The following is a 15,208-nucleotide window of genomic DNA, read 5'->3' on the forward strand; positions in this document are numbered from 1 at the left end:
TGGCTGTCCGCGTCGCGCCTCGTCCGCGTCTCGCCCGTCCGCGTCTCACCCGCGCAGCGCCTCGAAGGCCTGGCGCGCGCCGATGCCGATCGCCAGGTCGATGTCCGGCGCCTGCGCCGCCCGCCGGTCCGCCCGGGTGAGCGCGGCCACGGCCACCCGCGCCCCGGAGTCCGCCTCGACCACGCCGATCTCGTGCCGCAGATGCAGGAAGGTGCCCGTCTTGCCGCTCAGCCGCAGGCTGTCGGCGCGCAGTTCGCTCGCCAGGCGCTGGGTGAAGACCTGATGGCCCATCAGCCGCCTCAGTTCGGCCGTGGCCCGGGGATGGGCCACCTCGTCGCGCCACACCCGCCCCAGCAGGCCGACCAGCGCCGAGGCGGTGCCGAGGTTGGCGTGCGCGGGATCGAGCGTCTCGATGGTGTGCCGGCCCGCACGCTCGTCGCGGACGGCCAGTTCGAGGGCGAGGGAGAAGTCGTTGCCCGCGGCCCCGGCGGCGCACTCGTACATGTGGTTCATCCGGTGCCGTACCCGGATGCCGGTGCAGTCCCAGGCACGCAGCCGGGCGTCGACGTCGGCCACCGGCACCAGGTCGAAGAGCGCGTCGGCGGCGGCGTTGTCACTCACCGAGAGCATGAGCAGGAGCAGATCGCCGACGGCCACCGTGACCGGGTGGCGGAACGCCGCGACGCCGGTGGGACCGACACTGCTGGTGGCCGGGTCCACCGTCACCGGCCGGGCCGGGTCCAGGTCGCCCGCGGCGATCAGGTCCAGCACGACCAGCGCGAACGGCACCTTCACCACGGACGCGAGGGGAACGGGCTCCTCGGTGTCGAAGCCGAGCTGGTCGCCGGTGTCGATGTCACGGGCGAGGAACGAGCCGCGGACGCCGAGCGCCGCCCAGTCCCGGGCGATCTCCTCGGCGACGTCCAGCAGGGGGCCGTCACCGCAGAACTGCGCCGGACGGTACGCCGTGTCCCCGGTCATCCGCGTGCCGCCAGCCGCGACGTGGTGTCCGCGGACTCCGGCCGTTCAGCAGTGCGTACGGCGGTCTCCGCACCGGCCGCCGCCGCCAGTACCGCGGACAGCCACTCCGGCACGTCGCCACCGCGCTGACGCGGTGTGCCCCGCACGTCGTACCCCCGGTGTAGCGAGGTGTCGGCCAGCGGCGCCCAGCGGGCCCCGTGCCGCCGTGCGAAGGGCTCGTCGCACAGCAGCGTCGACCGGCCGGCCAGCGTCTCGGCGAGCGCCGTGGCCGCCGGTCCGGCCGGCCGCACCAGCCGCTCGGGCAGCCCGGAGCGGGCCGCCGCGCGGCCCAGTCTGTCCCGCGCATAGGGCACTTCGTCCTCCGACAGGGTCAGGATCGGCAGGGGGTCGGTCCGTTCCCCGGTGACGGCACCGCGGCGCGGCCGCAGGTCCTCCAGGTGGACGGGACGTCCCCGGCCGGCGCGCGACGGACGGTCAGCGCCGAAGGGCGGTGCGCCGGCCAGGCCCAGCGGCACCCGGTACGCGGCGTGCTCGGGCGGGACACGCAGCAGCGCGTACGCGAGCGATCCGTCCGCCAGTCCGCCTGCCCGCTCGTGGGGCGGCAGTTCGCGCACCCCGAGCGTGATGCCGTGTTCCGCCCCGGCGCGGATGACCCGTGCCAGCGCCGCCGGCGCACGGTCGGCGGGCACTCCGACGGCACGTGTCTGGGCCCGCTGGGCGGACCGGGCGACCTGTTCGAGCCGGTGGGCCCGGTCCAGTACGTCCTGAGCGTAGGGGAGCAGCATCATGCCCAGCTCCGTTGTCGCGACCTGCCGCCGGGAACGGTCGAACAGCAGTCCGCCGAAGTGGGCCTCCAGCGTCTTGATGCGACGGCTGAGGAGAGGCTGGGCGATCCCGAGCCGGTCGGCCGCACGCGAGAAGCTCGTCTCGTCCACGGTGGCGACATAGGCCTCGAGGTGTGCGAGCAGATCCATCCAGCTGTCATATCAATTCGGTATGGGACCTTCAAAGTTCACTCTTGGACATGAGTGGAGTCCTGCTGTTTCGCTGTCCGGGTCGACGAAGATCCACCAAGCCGGCGCCCGATCACTGACGACCAGGGAGAACTCCGCACATGACCAGTGCCAGCCCGATGCCGCGCCGCCGCCTGTTCAAGGCCGGTACCGCCCTCGTCGCCGCCGCCGCGGTGGCCCCCGCCCTGACCTCCACTCCCGCTTCGGCGGCTCCGGACGCCCGACCGGAGGAACTCGGGGACCGATTCGGCGAACTGGAGCAGCGGTACGGCGCGCGGCTCGGTGTCCACGCCCGGAACGCCCGTACCGGCCGGACCGTGGCGTACCGGGCCGGGGAGCCGTTCGCGATGTGCTCCACGTTCAAGGCGTTCGCCGCCGCGGCCGTGCTGCGCGACCACGGTGACTGCGCACCGCTGGGCAAGGTGATCCACTATCCGCCGCGCGACATCCTCGCCAACTCCCAGCAGTCCGAGGACCACCTGGCCACGGGGATGACGGTGGGCGACCTGTGTGCCGCCGCGATCCAGTACAGCGACAACACGGCGGGGAACCTGCTGCTGCGTCAGATCGGCGGTCCGGAGGGGCTCACCCGGTTCTTCCGGTCGCTCGGCGACCGGGTGAGCAGGCTCGACCGCTGGGAGACCGACCTGAACACCGCCGTCCCAGGCGACCCGCGGGACACCACCACGCCGGAAGCCCTCGGCGGCAGCTTGCAGCGGCTGACCCTCGGGCGGGCCCTGGCCCGCGCCGACCGCGAGCGGCTCATCACCTGGCTGAAGGGCAACACCACCAGCGGCGAGCGGTTCGGCGCCGGCCTGCCGCAGGACTGGGTCCTCGCCGACAAGACGGGCACCGGCGACTACGCGACCGCGAACGACATCGGCGTCGCCTGGACGACCCGGGGGACCCCCCTGCTGCTCACCGTGCTGACCACGAAGGACACCAAGGACGCGCCCGTCGACAACCGGCTGATCCGCGACGCGGCAGCCATCCTGGCCGAGGCCCTCGCGCCCGGCGAGTAGGGCCGGCCGTCCCGCCGCGGGACGCCGTTCACCGGCGTCCCGCTCCGGCACGCCGACGGCGATTTTCCACTACCGCAAGTAACGTGATGATCTTCTCCGTGGTTATACCAGTCAGTCAACTTTGCACGTCCGGCGGACGTGCTCCGCCCGGAGAAGTCCATGTCCTCTGAAGCCTTCGAGCACGCGCGCCTCACGTACGAGCACCACATGCGGACCTGCCGCCAGTGCCATGCCGACACCGTGCCCTGCGCGGTGTCCAAGCACCTGCTGCGGATCTGCAACAACGCCCGCAGGGAACTGCTGCGTACCTCGGGCCACCAGGCCGCCGAGGCCTGACCCACCCACCGCCCGGCGTCCGGGCTACAGCGGGGGCTCCTCGGCGAGTTCCAGCAGGGAGCGGGCGCTCTCGGCGGTCAGGGGAGAGGTCTCGGTCGCGGACGGGAACAGACCGCCCCAGGCCCGGGACCGCCCCAGGGCGCTCAGCCGCCAGGCGAGACGTGCCGCGCGCCGGAGTTCCGCCGTCGTGCGGCCGGCTCCCGTCCACGGCTCCAGGTAGGCGTCGCGCAGCCGCGGCAGTACGCCCGGCCCGTACCGTTCGCACGCCTTGCGGACCGGGACCCGAAGGCTGCAGAACGGGTGGGAGACGGCCGCGTCGCCCCAGTCGAAGAAGGTGAACCGGCCCGGCTCCGGGTTGAACAACTGGCCGTCGTGCAGATCCACATGGTCGAGCGAGTCGGGCACGCCCAGGGCCGCGAGCTCGGCGCACCAGTCCGCCAGCCGGGGGCCCAGTTCCGCCAGCCGGGCGCGTTCGTCCGGCCCCAGCGCCTGGCTGTCGGCGACCAACTCGTCGAAGACGCGGGTCAGTTCAGCGGTGCGGGCGTTCGGCACGCCCAGCCGTTCGAGTTCCAGCGTGTGCGGGATCAGCGCGCCCTGCATGCTCGCGTACTGGCGCAGCAGGTCCTCCCAGGCCTCCGGCCCGACGTGCTGCCGGTCGAGTACGTCCCGGAAGAGCGCGCCCCCGTCGGGCAGCAGCGACCAGCCGCGGTCGGCGTCGATCGCCAGTGGCGCCAGGACGTGCCGCGGCACCCAGTGGGCGAGCGCGGCGGTGAGCGCGCCCTCGAAGCCACTGGCCGGCGGATTCGCCTTGAACCAGACGGTCTCCCGGCCCGCGACCGTCTCCCGGCCCGCGACGGGCACCCGCACCAGCACGGACCACGGCCGCAGGCGTACCCGCAGACCGCCGGACACCCGCAACCCGTGGGCGGTGAGCCCGTCCTCCAGCCAGCCGAGGGCCGCGGACCGCCAGCTCTCCTGCTCCCAGGGGGTCACCGCGTCCGGGTAGGCGCCCCGGTCCACGGTCAGTGACGCAACATCTCGCATCCGGCCATCCCAGCACGGCGCATGCCATGTGGCCAGTGGTTTCCCGTACCGTGGGGCGGCGGAGAGGGCAGGATTCGAACCTGCGTGGACCCTTTGAGGGGCCCGACCCCGAGACGAGCTCATGGTCCCCGATCAACCACTCCGGGCACCTCTCCCTGTTCCCGGCCCGGTCTCCCGTGCCGTTCACACGCACTACGTTGCCAGGCCCCCCTGACCGCGGCCTGACGCTCAGCTGACGCCCGGTCGGTACCGCGCAGCACGGTCGTGGCCGGCGTCTCAGCGCACCGGGAAACCGAAGGAGTAGCCCTGCTGCTTCAGCCAGGGCAGCACGGTCCGCAGGGCCGCCACCGTCTGCGAGCGGTCACCGCCGGCGTCGTGGAAGAGCAGGGTGGGGCCGTTGGGCAGTTCCCGCTGGACGGTGGCGACGATGGCCTCGGTGCCGGGCCGCTCGAAGTCCTTGGAGTCGACGTTCCAGCCGAGCGGCCGCATGCCGTGGGAGGCCGCGAGTTGCCGGCTGTAGGGGGTGAAGGCACCGCCGGGGGCACGGTAGTACATCGGGCGCACACCGCCGGACGCCTTGGTGATCTGGCGTTCGGCGGTGAGGATCTGATCCGACTGGTAGGACCGCGGCTTCTTGTCCATGGTGGTGTCGTGCGACACCGAGTGGTCGCACAGCCGGTGTCCGGCCGCCACGACCTGCTTCACCAGGTCCGGGTGGGCCTCGGCCTGGGGCCCGACCATGCAGAAGGTCGCCTTCACGCCGTTGTCCCGCAGCACCTGGAGCACCTGCGGGGTCCAGGTCGGGTCCGGGCCGTCGTCGATGGTGATGTTGACCGCGTGGTCACCGCCGTCGGAGGCGTGGACGATGCCGGCGGACACGGGGGCCACCTTCGGTGCGGCGGGCTTCGCCGCGGCCTGGTTCCCGCCCGCGGGGCCCGCCTGCGCGGTCCACACCGACGTCGCGGCGGCCACGGCCGTCACCCCGACCGCCGCCGCGACCACCCGGCCGTACCATCCCCGCCCGCCGTGCCGTGCCATGTCCCGCCCCGTTCCTGCCGTGTTGGTGTCCCCGTGCACCTGACAGGACGGGCGGGAACCGCCCGGGGATCCCGCTGTTACCGATCAAGGACAATTCCGGGGTGCTTCCGGGACAACGAAGAAAACCCCGCGGCGGGAACGGCCGTCCACCACCCCGGTCGCCCCGCTCGGCTCGGCCCGCACTCGGACCCCGTGACTCCGTCGGACCGTGGACGGGCGGCGCGCGTACACCTCGGTCTCGGTCTTCATGCGGGGGCCGGCGAGACCGCACACGAGCGTCGTCGCGGCCGGCCAGAGCTCACCGAAGCGGCGGCCCGGCACCGGCCGGCAGGCCTCGAAGCCGGCGCGAACACCGGTCCTGGGCGGCCGCGATGCCCTCAGCGGCCGTAGCGGCGGTCCCGGGCGGCGTACGAACGCAGGGCGCGCAGCAGGTCGATCTGACGGAAGGCGGGCCACAGGACGTCGACGAAGTGCACCTCCGCGTAGGCCGACTGCCACAGCAGGAAGCCGGACAGCCGCTGTTCGCCCGAGGTGCGGATGATGAAGTCGGTGTCGTGACCGGCCGGCGAGTACAGGTTGTCGCTGATGTGCTCCAGGTCGAACTCCGCCGCCAGGTCCCGCGGATCGCCACCGGCGCCGATGTGCTTGTCGAAGGCCGTCCTGACGGCGTCGACGATCTCCCGGCGGCCGCCGTAGCCCACGGCGACGTCGACCTTGAGCCCGCCCCGGCCGGCGGTGCCCGCGGCGGCCTCCTTCAGGACGCGGGCGGTGTTCCCGGGCAGCAGGTCGAGCGCGCCGATGATCTCGATCTCCCAGGGCTCCCCGGGAGCGCAGATCCGCTGGACGGTCTCCTCGATTATGGCGAGCAGCGGGCCGAGTTCGTCGGCCGGCCGGTGCAGGTTGTCGTCGGACAGCATCCACAGCGTGACGTGCTTGATCCCGGCGTCGGTGCACCAGTGCAGGAAGTCCGTGACCTTGGCACCGCCGACGCGGTAGCCCTCGCGGACGTCGCTGTGTCCCGCGCCCCGGGCCCAGCGCCGGTTGCCGTCCAGCATGATCGCCACGTGCCGCGGCCGGGGCAGGCCCTCCAGCTTGCGGTTCAGGCGCCGTACGTAGACCGCTTCCAACGCCGCACGCAAGGCCTTCATCGCCACACCGACATCCTTTCTCCGAGCCGTGTTAGAGGGCGCAACGATAGTCCCACGTCCGCCGTCGGGACATGCGGAGCCCCGTCGTCCGCGTTCCCGGATGCCGCTACGCTGCGGGCGTGACCGGTCGAGCGATGAGCCGCCGCGGCCTGCTGCGGGCCGCGGGCCTCGGTCCGGTCGCCGCCGCGGTGGCCGGCTGCTCCGGCGACTCCGGGCCCGGGCTGCGGCTCAGGCTCGCGACGGGAGCGCCGGGCGGTCCGTACCACGCCTTCGGCCGGGCACTCGCCGCCGAGGCGGCCCGCAGCGGGACCCGGTTGCGCATCAGCACGCTCAGCACCTCGGCGAGCGTGGACAACCTGCGCATGCTCGCGGACGGTTCGGCCGACCTCGGCCTCGCCATGGCCGACGCCGCCGAGGACGCCGTCCGGGGCCGGGCGCCGTTCGCGCGCCCGACGGGTGTGACCGCCCTCGCCCGTGTCTACGTCAACTACGCGCACCTCGTCGTGCCGGCCGGCGGACCCGTGCGGTCGGTGCGGGACCTGGCGGGGCGTACCGTCGCCACGGGGGCGGCGGGTTCCGGCGGGCAGGTGCTGGCCGGCCGGCTGCTGCGGGTCGCGGGGCTGACCGGTGAACGGTCGGTGCGCCAGCGGCGGTTCGGGCTCGCCGCCTCGCTGGAGGCACTGCGCACGGGCACGGTCGACGCCCTGGTCTGGGCCGGCGGTGTCCCCACCCCGGCCCTGTCCGCTCTGGCCCGTGAACTGCCCCTGCGCTTCCTGCCGCTGGAGTCCGCCGCCGGAACCCTGCGCGACGCCTACGGCCCCGTCTACACGACCGTCACCCTCCCGGCCGGCGTGTACGGCCTCACCGCACCGGTCGCCACCATCGGCGTGGGCAACTACCTGCTGGCCCGCCCACGCGTGCCCCGGCAGGCAGCCGAGGACGTGCTCCGGGTGGTGTTCGACCGGTGGCGGGTGCTGCTGAGGGAGGTGACCGCGGGAGCCCGGCTCGAACCCCGGTTCGCCGTCGCCACGGGTGACGTACCCCTGCATCCGGGGGCGGTGGCCTACTACCGGTCGGTCTACGGCTGACGCGCGACCCGCGGCTCGCGCCCGCCGGCTCAGACGGCCGGCAGCCGCAACTCCACCACCAGGCCGTGCGGATGGTTCCGGGCAGTACCGAGCAGCCCGCCGCTGAGCCGGGCGATCTCGTCGGCGATGGCCAGTCCGAGGCCGCTGCCGGGCACGTTCTGGTGCTCGGGAGCCCGTGCGAAGCGCCGGGTCAGCAACGGAATCTGGTCGTCCGGCACGCCCGGCCCGTCGTCGGTGACGCGCACCACGGCCTCGCCGCCCGCGACCGTGGCCGCCACCACTACGGCCCCGCCGGACGGGACGAACTTGACCGCGTTGTCCAGCGCGGCGTCCAGGATCCGGCCCACCGCGTCCGCCACCGCCCGGGCCCGCGGCCCCTCCGGTGCGCAAGCGGCACTCAGCGTGAGCCCCGAGGCCTCGAAGACCGGCTGCCACGCGGCCACCCGCTCGCGCACGGCACGCGACACGTCCTGCTCCGTCCGCCGCACCGCACCGGACTCCACACGCGCCAACGCGAGCAGTCCGTCGAGGAGTTCCTCCAGACGCTCCGCCTCGTCCAGGGCGTGCGCGTGCTCGTCGCGGCCGGGACCCGGCACCAGATGCGGCTCGACGTTCTCCAGCCGCAGGACCAGCGTCGCCAGCGGGTTGCGCAACTGGTGCGAGGCGTCCGCGACGAAGGCGCGCTGGCGCCCCAGGGAGTCGGCGACCGCCTCCACCATCGCGTTGAAGTGCCTTCGCAGACTGCGCAGTTCGGGCGGGCCGGTGTCGGAGACGGCCCGCGTCTGCAGGCTTCCGGAGGCCAGACCCGCAACGGCCCGGTCGAGATCACGCACCGGGCGCATCAACCACCGGGTGATGCCGGCCGCGACCAGCGCGGCGGCCGCGAAGGCGGTGAGCGCCCCGCAGGCGATGAACGCCCAGCGCACGGTCACGTCCCGCCGGGCGGCCGTGGTCGGCACGGCCAGCAGCACCGCCCCGCTGACCCGCTCGTCCCGCCCCACCGGCTCGGCGAGCACCACCCGGTCCGGGCCCCAGGGCCGTACGGTGGGCAGCCGCTCGGTGGACCGGCCGGTCAGCGCCCGGCCCAGGATCTCGTCCGCCGAGGACGCGGAGACGCCCCCGCCCGCCCGCGCCAGGGTCCGCCCCGCGGAATCCACCACGGTCACCGAGGCACCGTACAGCCCGGCGTACCGGCGGATCTCGGTGGACAGCTCGGCGCGGTCGGCCGCGGTCCGCACCCGGTCGGCGAGATCGGCGAACCGTACCGCGTCGGAACGCCGTTGCAGCAGCAGGTGCTCCGTGCGCCCGCTCGCGTACGAGCCGGCCAGCGGCACGGACAGCAGCAGCGTCGCGGCCCCCATGAGCACCGTCAGAACGGCGAGCAGCCTGCGCCTCACCGGCCCTCCGGCCCTGCCGCGGTACCGTCCGGCGACCCCAGCCGGTACCCGAAGCCCCGCACGGTGCGCACCAGCCCGGCGCGGCCCGTCTTCGCGCGGATGCCCGCCACATGGACGTCCAGGGACCGGGAGGCGGCGAGGAAGGCGTCGCCCCACACCCGGTCCAGGATCTCCTCCCGCGAGTGCGCCTCGTCGGGCCGCGTCGCGAGGACGGCGAGCACGTCGAACTCCCGCCGGGTGAGCCGCACTTCCGCGCCCCCGACGGTGACCGTACGGCCCGCGACGTCTATCTCCACGTCCCCGGCGCGCACGGGACGCCCCGCGGTTCGGGCGCGGGACGGCGTCGCCCCGGTGCGGCGGCGCACGGTGTCGATCCGGGCCATCAGCTCGTTCATCCGGAACGGCTTGACCACGTAGTCGTCGGCGCCGGCCCGCAGCCCCTGCACGATGTCGCGTTCCTCGCAGCGGGCCGTCACCACGATCAGCGGCGCGTCGCACACCGTGCGCAGCCGCCGCAGCAGCTCCAGCCCGTCCAGGTCGGGCAGTCCGAGATCGAGCAGCACGAACTGGGCCTCGTGGACGTGCCGCAGGGCGTCCAGGGCCCGGGCGGCCCGGCGCACGGTGTGCCCGCGCTGGGCGAGCGCCGTGGCCAGCGCCTGGGCCATCCGGTCGTCGTCCTCGACGAGCAGCGCGTGCATGGGAACGTCCTCGTGCCGGGGTGACCTGGGCGGCAGCTTACGCAGACGGCGCGGACCGGGTCACCACCCCGGTCAGTGGACGGCCCGCGCCCGGGCGGGGTCGGGGCCGGTGTCCGCGTCCGTGGCCGCCTCGGCGCGGCTGAGGGTGGCGTCGCGGGTGTCCCGCATCAGGACGTAGGTGACCAGCGAGACGAGCGCACAGCCCGACACGTACCAGAAGAACAGCTTCTCGTGACCGGCGTCCTTGAACCACAGGGCCACGTACTCGGCCGTGCCGCCGAACAGCGCGTTGGCGATCGCGTACGGCAGCGCCACACCGAGGGCGCGCACCCGGGTGGGGAACAGCTCCGCCTTCACGGCCGCGTTGATCGAGGTGTAACCGGTGACGATGACCAGGGCGAGCAGGGAGAGTCCCAGCGCCGGCCAGTAGGAGGACGCCGAGCCGAGCGCGGTCATGATGGGGTACGTGCCCACCGTGCAGCCCACCGCGAAGGTGATCAGCAGCGGCCGGCGCCCGATCCGGTCGGACAGCGCCCCGGCGAGCGGCTGGAGCAGCGCGAAGGCGGCGAGCGCGGTGAAACTCACCAGCGTGGCCGTCGACTTGGCCATGCCGGCGCTGCCGATCAGGTACTTGGTGAGATACGTGGTGTACGTGTAGTACGCCACCGTGCCGCCCAGCGTGAGCGCCATGACGAGGGCGGCCTCGCGGCGGTGCTGCCACAGCGCGGCGAGCGTGCCGCGCGCGCTGTCCGGGCCCGTGCCCGCGCCGGACTCCTCGGTGAAGGCCTCGGTCTCCGTCAGCCGCCGCCGCAGCCAGTACACCACCACGGAGAACAGCGCACCGAGCACGAACGGGATCCGCCAGCCCCAGCTCTCCAGCTGACCGGTGGTCAGCGTGTGCTGCAGCGTGATCAGCACGGCGAGACCGAGGAGCTGACCGCAGGTCATCGACACGTACTGGAACGAGGAACCGAGGCCGCGCCGGTTCCGGGCCGACGCCTCGGTCAGATACGTGGCGCTGGCGGCGTACTCGCCCCCGATGCTCAGGCCCTGCAGCAGCCGGGCCAGCAGCAGCACCACGGCGCCGAGGTATCCCGCCCGTCCGTAGGTGGGCGCGAGGGCGATGAGCAGCGCGGCCACCGACATCAGGGTGACGGTGAGGGTGAGCGCGCTCTTGCGGCCGTGCCGGTCCGCCGCCCGCCCGAGGATCCACCCGCCGACCGGGCGCATCAGGAAGCCGACGGCGAAGATGCCGGCCGTGTTCAGCAGCTTGGTGGTCGGGTTGTCGCCGGGGAAGAACGAGTCGGCGAAGTAGATCGCGAAGCTCGCGTAGACGAACCAGTCGTACCACTCCACGAGGTTGCCCAGGGACCCGCCGACGAGGGCGAGGCGGCGGCTGCCGGGGGAGTGGCCCGGTGGCGTTCCGGGCACGGCGGCGGAGGATGACATGGCGGCTCCAGGTGGGGAAGTTGCGGTGGGGACCGGGGGGAGCGGGGCGGGTGCCCCCGGGACCTGAACGCGCCCGAGCATGAGGGCGTCCGGCATCCCGGACAAGCACCGGCGCGCAGATCTAACACGCCGCTAAGAAACCGGCCCCACGTGGCCGGACCCGGGGGCCCGCCGCCCGGCGGGGACCGAGCCGCGGTGCCCGGTCCCCGCGGGACCCCGGGTTCACAGGGTCAGGTACAGCCGCGTGCCCCGGGGCCGGAAGCCGACCCGTTCGTACACGCGGCGGGAGCTCTCGCCCGAGTACTCCAGCCACACGGACGACGTGCCACCGCTGAACGTGGCCCCGGCCAGGGCGGCGGTGACGGCGGCCGCGATGCCCCGCCCCCGGTACGCGGGCCGGGTGCCGACGCCGGCCAGTTCCGCGGTGTCCTCGGCGGGCGCGGAGCAGAGGGCACCGCCGGCGCAAGTGCCGTCGGGCGCGCGCACGAAGCGGACGGCGCCGCCCTGGTCCTCGGTGCGCCGCAGCCGGGCCGCGCCCGCCTCGGAGGGGCCGAACTCGCCCGCGAACGCCTCGGACAGCGCGGTGTCGATCGCCCGGTAGTCCGCGTCGGCGCGCGGCGCCAGGACGGCGAGGCCCCCGTCCGGCCCGCCGCCGTCCGCCGGCACCGCCAGGGTCGCGGGGGTGCAGACCAGGTACTCGTGGACCGCCTCGGTGCGGAAGCCCGCGCGGCGCAGCGCGGGTTCGACCGCGGGCGCGGCGTCCGGGGCGAACTCCAGACGGGGCCGCAGACCGCGTTCGCGGAACTCCCGGATCAGTGCGGTGACGTCCCGTTCGGCCGGTTCGGCACCGGGGAAGGGGGTCGCGTAGTTGACGTACGGGCTGTCCGTCGCGGGATCGAAACCCGCGACGAAGCCTCCGGCTTCGACCGGCGCCGGACGGCGGAGCAGATGGGCGACGGCGAAGTTCTGCACGTTGTCGTGCACGATGATGTGGACCTCACGGTGAAGGACAGCCGGCAGGGCTGCGGGACCGGCCGGGGCCGGGAACACGGGACATGCGTGGGGCCGCCGTGAGGAGACGCGAGGGCACCGGTCGCCGCCGTGGTGGCGCGCGGTGTCAGTGCCGACGGCGGCCGCTGTGGGACGCCGCGATCAATGGCTTCAGTCCTTCGTCGTGCAGAAGTCCGCTGGATCAACTCGGCGGATGCTGCCACACGTTGGGGTGGCCGCACAAGCCGTGACCCGCCTGCCTCTGGCTCGGGTTCCCTCAGAGCCGGACCACGATCAGGGCGATGTCGTCGCGGCCGCCGCTGGCGACACCGAGTTTGGTCAGCAGTGTGTCGGCGAGCCGCTCGGCGCCCAGGCCGCCGCACTCCGCCAGCGCGCGCATCAGCCGGTCGAGGCCGGCGTCGATGTCCTCCTTGCGGCGTTCGATGAGCCCGTCGGTGTACAGCACCAGGGTGTCGCCGGGCGAGTACTGGATGCTGGCCTGGGGCCGCGGCACGTGCATCGGCCGTGCGCCCAGGGGCGGGTCGGTCGCCCGGTCCAGCAGCTCCATGCGGCCGTCCGGGTGAGCCAGCACCGGCGGCGGGTGGCCGGCGCAGCTGTAGGTGATCAGATGGCTGCGCCGGTCGACGATCGCCTTGACCGCCGTCGTGCCCAGGGCTCCCTCGATCGAGCGGGCGTACAGCCCCAGGACCTCCAGGGCCTGCGCCGGCCGCTCCAGGGCCCGGATCGCCGCCGACAGCGCGCTGCGCAGCATGCCCATCACGGCGGCGGCCTCCAGGCCGTGCCCGATGACGTCGCCGACCGCGAGGGCGAGCTGATCCGGCGGGATGTCGACCACGTCGTACCAGTCGCCGCACACGTTCAGCGAGCCGATCGCGGGCAGGTAGCGCACCGCCACGTCGTGCGGATGGTGGGCCAGGTCGGGCGCGTACAGCATGGCCTCCTGCAGCGTGACCGCGACCTCCCGTTCCCGGGTGTTGGCCTGCCGAAGCTCCTCGTTCAGCCGCTGCAGCTCCCGCGCCCGGGCGTACAGCTCCGCCTCCAGCGCCTGGGCGGCCTGCAGGCGCTTGCCGACCCGCACCCCGTCCGGGTTGGCGGCCCGGTGGGCCTTGACGAACGCGGTCACGTCCTCGACCCGGTGGATGATCCACGCCACCTGCCCGTCCGGCCCCATGACGGGCGTGTTCACCGGGGACCACCAGCGCTCCTCGAACTCCCCGGGCCGGCGCACGACGGGGATGTCGTACTTCTGCAGCGCCATCGTGTCCTGCTTGCGGGTGGACAGGACGCGGTGCAGGGAGGCGTTGAGGTTCCGCGTCCCGTCGGCCTCCGGGTCGTTCGGGTTGTCCGGGAACGCCTGGAAGACGTGCTGCCCGATCAGGTCGTCGCGGGTCCGCCCGGTCGCCTCCAGATACGCCCGGTTGACATCCACGATCACCAGGTCCGGCCTCAGGACGAGGTACGGGCTCGGGGTGGCGGCGAACAGCGCCGCGTGATCGACCTCCGCCGGCATCCTCCGCTCCCTGTTCCACTGGTGGGCCGCACACCCAGGCTGCACCAGCCGGACGCGTCCCGCTCCTCCAGCGGCGCCCGGACACGACCGCGGCGCGGGCCGTGTCCGGCCCGCGCCGCGGCCTCGCCGTGCGGGTGTGCGTGCGCCGAGGCGCGTCAGACGGCGGGCTGGACGGCCTCCAGCTCGGCCTGCCCGGCGGCGTGGGCACGGCCCGGCAGCGTGAGCACGGCCAGGAAGCCGAGGACGGCCACCGCGGCGAAGAAGTAGAACCCCCACGGGTGACCGACCCCGGAGGCGACCAGGGCGCCGGTGATCGACGGGCCGACGATCGACCCGATGCGGCCGATGCCGGAGGCCGAGCCGAGGGCGGTGCCGCGCACGGCGGCCGGGTAGAAGTTGGTCACGTAGGCGTAGACGAGCACCTGCGCCGAGAAGACGAACACACCCGTCAGGAAGACCACGGTGTCGAGCAGCAGGTCGCTGTCCATCCGGATGCTCAGGCAGGCCAGCATCACCACCGAGACCGCGAACCAGCCGAGTGTGACCGGCTTGATGCCCCGCCGGTCGGCGACGAAGCCGCCCAGCACCAGCCCGGCCACACCGCCGGCGTTGAGGATCAGGAGCTGGGTGACGGCCGTGGGGACGGGATAACCCGCCTCGTTCATCAGCTTCGGCAGCCAGGTGTTGAGGCCGTAGACCAGCAGCAGGCCCATGAAGGAGGCGACCCAGATGCCGATGCCCGCCCGCAGGTGGGCCGGCTTGAGCAGCTCGGTGAACGGCACGCGCCGGGTCCCGGTGGCCTCCCGGGCGCGCACGAACGCCTCCGACTCCGGCAGCCGGAACCACTGGACGACCGCGACGACGAGCCCGGCCGCGCCGAGGACGTAGAAGAGCACCTCCCAGTTGTCGGTCACCTGCAGGGCCAGCAGCGAGGTGATCACGGCACCGGTGTGGTAGCCGGTCATCGTCAGCGTGCTGGCGCGTGCCCGGCGCCGGGCGGGCATGTGCTCGGCCATCATGGTCAGCGACACCGGCATGCAGGCGCCGAGGCCGACACCGGCGACCAGCCGCAGCACGGCGAACATCGCCACGGAGGAGGCGAGCGGCACCAGCAGGGTGAAGACGGAGAACAGCACCACCGACCCGATGAGCAGCAGGCGCCGCCCGAGCCGGTCGGCGAGCGGACCGACCAGGACCGCGCCGATGGCCACGCCGACCAGCGAGAGCGTGGCGATCGTGGTGGCGTCCCCGGCGGTGATGCCGAGGTGCTCGGTCTTGATCAGGGTCGGGATGATCGCGCCGAGGACGACGAGGTCGTACCCCTCGAGCATGACGGTGATCCAGCACAGGACCACCGTCCAGAGGTTGCGGCCGGCGGCGCCGGTGCCCGCGGTGGTGTTGGACGCGTCGGACGCGTCGGAAGAGACGACGGATGCCATGGTGACATTCCCCCCAGAGCGGCTACGGGAGACG

At 73.6% G+C, this 15,208-nt stretch carries 14 protein-coding genes and 1 tRNA gene; 3 read left to right on the forward strand and 12 right to left on the reverse strand.

Annotated elements, in window-relative coordinates; translation table 11 throughout:
* Positions 1 to 45 precede the first annotated feature (45 nt).
* Together ACZ6B1_RS29215 and ACZ6B1_RS29220 are read right to left on the reverse strand one after the other, a co-directional pair.
* Complete coding sequence (locus ACZ6B1_RS29215; protein WP_468783188.1) at positions 46 to 981, reverse strand: serine hydrolase; 936 nt, start codon at positions 979 to 981, stop codon at positions 46 to 48.
* On the reverse strand, positions 978 to 1,955 hold the full coding sequence (locus tag ACZ6B1_RS29220) for a LysR family transcriptional regulator (RefSeq protein WP_468783190.1): 978 nt from the start codon (positions 1,953 to 1,955) through the stop codon (positions 978 to 980). Before ACZ6B1_RS29220 ends, ACZ6B1_RS29215 begins: the two co-directional genes overlap by 4 nt.
* A gap of 140 nt (positions 1,956 to 2,095) precedes the next feature.
* Between ACZ6B1_RS29220 and bla the strand changes: the two genes are divergently transcribed.
* Both bla and ACZ6B1_RS29230 read left to right on the forward strand, forming a co-directional pair.
* Entirely contained in the window at positions 2,096 to 3,016 is a 921-nt protein-coding gene (gene bla, locus ACZ6B1_RS29225) for a class A beta-lactamase (protein WP_468783191.1), read from the forward strand.
* Positions 3,017 to 3,175: 159 nt separating this feature from the next.
* Positions 3,176 to 3,352, forward strand: a complete 177-nt coding sequence (locus ACZ6B1_RS29230; RefSeq protein WP_468783193.1) for a hypothetical protein — start codon at positions 3,176 to 3,178, stop codon at positions 3,350 to 3,352.
* A gap of 24 nt (positions 3,353 to 3,376) precedes the next feature.
* Here the strand turns inward: ACZ6B1_RS29230 and ACZ6B1_RS29235 are convergent, their stop codons facing one another.
* The 4 genes from ACZ6B1_RS29235 to ACZ6B1_RS29250 all read right to left on the reverse strand — a co-directional run bounded on the left by ACZ6B1_RS29235 (position 3,377) and on the right by ACZ6B1_RS29250 (position 6,582).
* Positions 3,377 to 4,396: a phosphotransferase gene (locus ACZ6B1_RS29235; RefSeq protein WP_468783195.1), complete on the reverse strand. Its 1,020-nt coding sequence runs from the start codon at positions 4,394 to 4,396 to the stop codon at positions 3,377 to 3,379.
* A 59-nt stretch (positions 4,397 to 4,455) separates the two neighbouring features.
* Positions 4,456 to 4,551, reverse strand: a tRNA-OTHER gene (locus ACZ6B1_RS29240).
* Between the two features lie 121 nt (positions 4,552 to 4,672).
* Complete coding sequence (locus ACZ6B1_RS29245; protein ID WP_468783197.1) at positions 4,673 to 5,434, reverse strand: polysaccharide deacetylase family protein; 762 nt, start codon at positions 5,432 to 5,434, stop codon at positions 4,673 to 4,675.
* Positions 5,435 to 5,811: 377 nt separating this feature from the next.
* Complete coding sequence (locus tag ACZ6B1_RS29250) at positions 5,812 to 6,582, reverse strand: isoprenyl transferase (protein WP_468783199.1); 771 nt, start codon at positions 6,580 to 6,582, stop codon at positions 5,812 to 5,814.
* Between the two features lie 119 nt (positions 6,583 to 6,701).
* Between ACZ6B1_RS29250 and ACZ6B1_RS29255 the strand changes: the two genes are divergently transcribed.
* Positions 6,702 to 7,670, forward strand: coding sequence for a TAXI family TRAP transporter solute-binding subunit (locus ACZ6B1_RS29255; RefSeq protein ID WP_468783201.1), 969 nt, complete (start codon positions 6,702 to 6,704; stop codon positions 7,668 to 7,670).
* A 29-nt stretch (positions 7,671 to 7,699) separates the two neighbouring features.
* On the opposite strand, the gene ACZ6B1_RS29260 is transcribed toward ACZ6B1_RS29255, so the two are convergent.
* From ACZ6B1_RS29260 to ACZ6B1_RS29285, 6 genes are all read right to left on the reverse strand, one after another.
* Positions 7,700 to 9,067, reverse strand: a complete 1,368-nt coding sequence (locus tag ACZ6B1_RS29260) for a sensor histidine kinase (protein WP_468783203.1) — start codon at positions 9,065 to 9,067, stop codon at positions 7,700 to 7,702.
* On the reverse strand, positions 9,064 to 9,765 hold the full coding sequence (locus ACZ6B1_RS29265) for a response regulator (RefSeq protein WP_468783204.1): 702 nt from the start codon (positions 9,763 to 9,765) through the stop codon (positions 9,064 to 9,066). Before ACZ6B1_RS29265 ends, ACZ6B1_RS29260 begins: the two co-directional genes overlap by 4 nt.
* Before the next feature lie 72 nt (positions 9,766 to 9,837).
* Complete coding sequence (locus tag ACZ6B1_RS29270) at positions 9,838 to 11,214, reverse strand: MFS transporter (protein ID WP_468783206.1); 1,377 nt, start codon at positions 11,212 to 11,214, stop codon at positions 9,838 to 9,840.
* Positions 11,215 to 11,436: 222 nt separating this feature from the next.
* A complete protein-coding gene (locus tag ACZ6B1_RS29275; protein ID WP_468783207.1) occupies positions 11,437 to 12,198 on the reverse strand; it encodes a GNAT family N-acetyltransferase in 762 nt (253 codons plus the stop codon).
* A gap of 283 nt (positions 12,199 to 12,481) precedes the next feature.
* A complete protein-coding gene (locus ACZ6B1_RS29280; protein ID WP_468783209.1) occupies positions 12,482 to 13,735 on the reverse strand; it encodes a PP2C family protein-serine/threonine phosphatase in 1,254 nt (417 codons plus the stop codon).
* Positions 13,736 to 13,890: 155 nt separating this feature from the next.
* Entirely contained in the window at positions 13,891 to 15,174 is a 1,284-nt protein-coding gene (locus ACZ6B1_RS29285) for an MFS transporter (protein WP_468783211.1), read from the reverse strand.
* Positions 15,175 to 15,208: the final 34 nt, after the last annotated feature.

The sequence above is a fragment of the Streptomyces sp. NPDC041129 genome (assembly GCF_055592265.1).